Annotated in this window: 3 protein-coding genes and 1 pseudogene; 3 read left to right on the top strand and 1 reads right to left on the bottom strand. The window is 64.2% G+C overall.

The window, feature by feature from the left end; translation table 11 throughout:
- From VGN68_RS02585 to VGN68_RS02575, 3 genes and pseudogenes are all read left to right on the top strand, one after another.
- Window positions 1-435 (top strand): annotated as a pseudogene (locus VGN68_RS02585) (hypothetical protein); the annotation flags it as partial.
- Window positions 436-868: 433 nt separating this feature from the next.
- Window positions 869-2,644, top strand: coding sequence for a ParB/RepB/Spo0J family partition protein (locus VGN68_RS02580; RefSeq protein WP_327473631.1), 1,776 nt, complete (start codon window positions 869-871; stop codon window positions 2,642-2,644).
- 726 nt (window positions 2,645-3,370) lie between these two features.
- Complete coding sequence (locus VGN68_RS02575; RefSeq protein WP_327473630.1) at window positions 3,371-3,694, top strand: DUF736 domain-containing protein; 324 nt, start codon at window positions 3,371-3,373, stop codon at window positions 3,692-3,694.
- A gap of 57 nt (window positions 3,695-3,751) precedes the next feature.
- On the opposite strand, the gene VGN68_RS02570 is transcribed toward VGN68_RS02575, so the two are convergent.
- Entirely contained in the window at window positions 3,752-3,979 is a 228-nt protein-coding gene (locus VGN68_RS02570) for a helix-turn-helix transcriptional regulator (RefSeq protein ID WP_062186950.1), read from the bottom strand.
- Window positions 3,980-4,088: the final 109 nt, after the last annotated feature.

Genomic DNA, 4,088 nt, shown 5'->3' with positions numbered 1-4,088 from the left:
TATCGGTTGCTTCTGCCCGATCTCGGGCGGCTCTACGAGTTCATCGATCTGTATCTCCGGCGCGACCGGCAGATCCTGCTCGGCGGTGCCGAGGATCCAAAGACCTTCTTTGTGAAATCGGCCAAGCTGACGACGAAGGATACCGCATATAGTCAGGTCGGATTCTATGATGCCTGGCGGCTGGCGATCCAGCGCTATGGCATCTTTAATCCCTATACCGGCCAAGGGGTCATCAAAGGCCTGCTCCCGCACGGTCCGCATAATGTGCGCGATGTTTTGGCAACGCACGTTCTCAAGAAGACCGGCTCATACGAGCAGGCGGGCTATGCCATCCAGGATAGCCCGGAAATCGTCGCGAAACATTATGGCCGGTTCTTCCCGCACGACAAATCGGCATTGGCGGCAGTCGTACTCAACGAAGCTTGGGAGAGCTGAGCCGTCGGTAGATTGAGCGCGGCCTCAATTGAGCGCGCACTGGCGGCGGCAGGCGCCGCCAAAGGTCGCGCGTTTTTACGGTTGGCCGCGCGGCGTTCTTGGCTCGTTGATCTTGGAGGGGCGGCGGCTAAGCACATTTGCTCACGCACACCGCCCCGCCTGCGGCTTCGCCAAGGGCGCGTCTGTTATCCGATATGGACGCCGCGCTGACCGCACGGCGGCGTAGTCGTTGGGCCGGCCACGGACAGCGTGTCGTTCGGCGCGCGGCTATGGGCCCGCTCGGCCGGTGCGCAAGCCGCCGCTGCGCGTCGGCTCCTTCACTTCGTTTCGGCCCTGCGGGTGCGCGCCGTCCTATGGCGCGGTCCCGTCGCCTTTTCTCGCCGCCCGCCCCGCCGTCCGGGGCCGGGTGTGGTTGAGGAGAAGGAAGAACGTCATGAAGCTTGATTTCATCGATATGGGCAATCTGTCCATCGCAGCCGCCAACATGCGCGGGAAAGGGAAAGACCCCGACGTCACAGACCTTATGCCGAGCATTCGCGCACGCGGGGTGCTGGTTCCGCTGCTGGTTCGGCCCAATTGTGCAGATGGCCATTTCGAGATCGTAGCGGGGCGTAGGCGATTTACTGCCGTGGGCGCGGTGGCGCGCGAGGGCGGGGCGGTTCGGCCCATTCCTTGCGCCATTCTCGACGAAGGCGATGATGCCGATGCACTTGAAGCGTCGATGCTCGAAAATCTCGCACGGGTGCAGCCCGACGAGGTCAGCCAGTGGGAAGCGTTCGTCGCACTGGTCAAGGCGGGGCGTAGCATCGAGGAGGTCGCGGACAGCTTCGGGTTCGACCCGCGCGCGGTGAAACGTATCCTTGCGCTCGGCAATCTGCTCCCGCGCGTCCGCAATCTCTATCGCGGCGGGGAAATCGATGCGGGCACCGTCCGGCATCTGACCCTCGCTTCCAAGAGCCAGCAGAAATCATGGCTGGCGCTGTTCGACGATGAAGGGGCTTACTGCCCGACCGGCCATCAGCTCAAAGCATGGCTGTTCGGCGGCACGGCTATCGCGGTCAAGCACGCGCTATTCGATGTCGAAAAAGCCAAGCTTGCGACCGTGTCCGACCTGTTCGGCGAGGACAGCTTCTTTGCCGATGCCGATGCCTTCTGGTCGGCGCAGATGGCGGCTATCGAGGCGCGCAGGGCCGAGTATCTCGAAGCCGGTTGGTCCGATGTCGTCATCATGGCGCGCGGCGACTGGTTCCGCTCTTGGGATCATGCCCATGCGGGAAAGCGCAAGGGCGGCCGTATCTATGTCGAGATTCGCGAGAGCGGCGAAGTGACCTTCCACGAAGGCTTCGTCACCGCAAAGGAGGCGAAGCGGCTTTCGAGTGGCGGTGCGGACGGCAAGGGCGGCGCCGAAATCGCGAAGCCCGTTCGTCCCGAAGTGTCGGGTCCGCTCAATGCCTATATCGACCTTCATCGCCATGCGGCGGTGCGCGCCGATCTGGCAGGGCAGGGCGGGGTCGCGCTCCGGGCGATGCTTGCCCATGTCATCGCGGGTGCGGATCTGTGGCGCGTTGATGTCGAGAGCCAGCGCGCGCCGAAGGAAGATATTGCCGAGAGCGTCGAGGGCTGTTCCGCCGAGGCGGCATTCGACCTCAAGCGCCGCGCGGTGCTCGAAGTGCTCGGGTTCGATGCGGAAGCGCCCACCGTCACCGGAAGGCCGATGAACCGTCCCCCTTTTGCGCCGCTGTTCGCGCGGCTGCTCGAACTCCCCGATCCGGTGGTGTTGGAGATTGTGGCGGTCGTCATGGGCGAGACGCTGCAGGCGGGAAGCGAAGCGGTGGAGATGATCGGCCTTCATCTCGGCACCGACATGCGCCAGCATTGGTTGGCGGACGCGGCCTTCTTCGACCAGCTTCGCGACCGCGAAGTGCTGCTCGCCATCGTCGGCGAGGTTGCGGGACCGGAGGTCGCGGCAGCGAATGCCGGTGAGAAGGGCAAGGCCTTGAAGGCCATTGTCTCCGATTGCCTTGCAGGCGCGAACGGTCGGGCCAAGGCCGAGCCGTGGGTGCCGAAGTGGATGGCCTTTCCGCCGTCGGCATACACCACGCGCGGCGGGGTCGGCAGCATGGCATCGGCGGCGCGAGTCGCGCATGAGCTTGCGGCTCCCACAGCGCCTGAATCCGCTGCCGAGGACGAGCAGCCTTTGGCAGCATGAGAATATGGCGGGCGGCTTTGGTCGCCCGCCTCTTTTTCGGGCGCAAAATGACGCGCCGACCTTGGAGCCGGCGCGGCGCTTTTCATTTTGCGCGCGTCGCCGCCGTAAGCGGCGCCGTCGCGCGGTTCGGCCAAAAGAAAGAGGCGACGCGAAGTTGCCTTCGCGCCGCCCATACGAGGATGCTGCATCCTTCGCCCCACCATCCTGACTTGCCGGGGTCGCTAATCGCCAAGCCCGGACGGAAGTTGGCGAGCCCGATAATATCGTTTCTGACCCAGGGATTGTACGAAAACGCCAAATCGCATGCCCTGGACATGGTTTCTTGCCTGCGGAAGCGGAGGATGGGCCCGTGAACCGCCGGTGCACTATTTCCTTCGCCATTACGACCGCGAGTGAGAGCGCCATAAAATCGCTTTTCCCACTCTGATTGCGAGGTTTGATCGTTCCGGTCGATAGCACTGGCTCGCTCCACAAGGCCTGCCGAACCATCCCCGGCGACGGGCGATTTGACCTGGACCGGCGCGGCGCCCCGCAAAAGTGCGGCGGCGCGATTATTTCCCCGACTGCTGCGCAGTCTCCTCGCGGCCACTTCGCTTCAAATAATCGCGCCGCCGCACTCCTCCGCTTCGCTGCGGCCCCTGCGGGTTCGCGGGTCACCTTATGCGCCGGCCCTTGGTCCGCCCATGCCGCAGGGATGGTCCCTGCGGTAATCTAAGGAGACGACCAATGGCAGCAATCGGCTTTGTGAACGGCACCATCGAAAAAGGCTTCGTGGGCCAGCTGAAAACCCTCTCGATCCGCGCAGCGATCGAAATCCGGACCAACCGCTCGAAGGCGGGCGACGTCCAGCCCGACTACCGGGTCTATTCCGAAGGCGTCGAGATCGGTGCCGGCTGGATCCGCGTCGGACAGGTTTCGGGCGAACCCTATGTGTCGCTGAGCCTCGCCGCTCCCGAGTTCGGGCCGCGCCGCCTTTATGCCAACCTCGGCCGCGCCGCCGGGCAGGATGGCGAAGACGGCTACACGCTCATCTGGAACCCCGCCGACTAAGGCGGGCTTCCACCCCGCGCCGCGGTCTGCGGCGCGGGGCTTTGCCGTGCCTGGCTTTCAGGCAGCGTTGCGATAGCGCTCGAGGTCGGCGAGCGTGAACGAGACGGGATCACGGAGCCAGAGCTCGACTTCGCCCGCGCGCCAGCCGCAGCAGCGCTCGGCAAGCTTATGCTGCGGCGGAAAGGTCCCGGCGGAGATCTTGCGATAGAGGGTGGCGCGGCTGAGCCCGGTGAGATCGAGGACTTCGGTAAGCCGCATGAGACGGAGGGGAGATTGATATGCCATGCGATTTTTCTCCATATGTCGGGGGATCATATTGCGACGGGAGATCATAGAAGGGGATCGGGGCTGCCTTCGTCAACACCGCAGAAACCCGCCCTTTTTGCTATCGCAA

Origin of the sequence: Sphingopyxis sp. (assembly GCF_035998965.1) — a bacterium.
Taxonomy (GTDB): Bacteria; Pseudomonadota; Alphaproteobacteria; order Sphingomonadales; family Sphingomonadaceae; genus Sphingopyxis.
The sequence above is the reverse complement of the archived record's forward strand: the minus strand, read 5'-3'. Positions and strand labels throughout refer to the sequence as shown.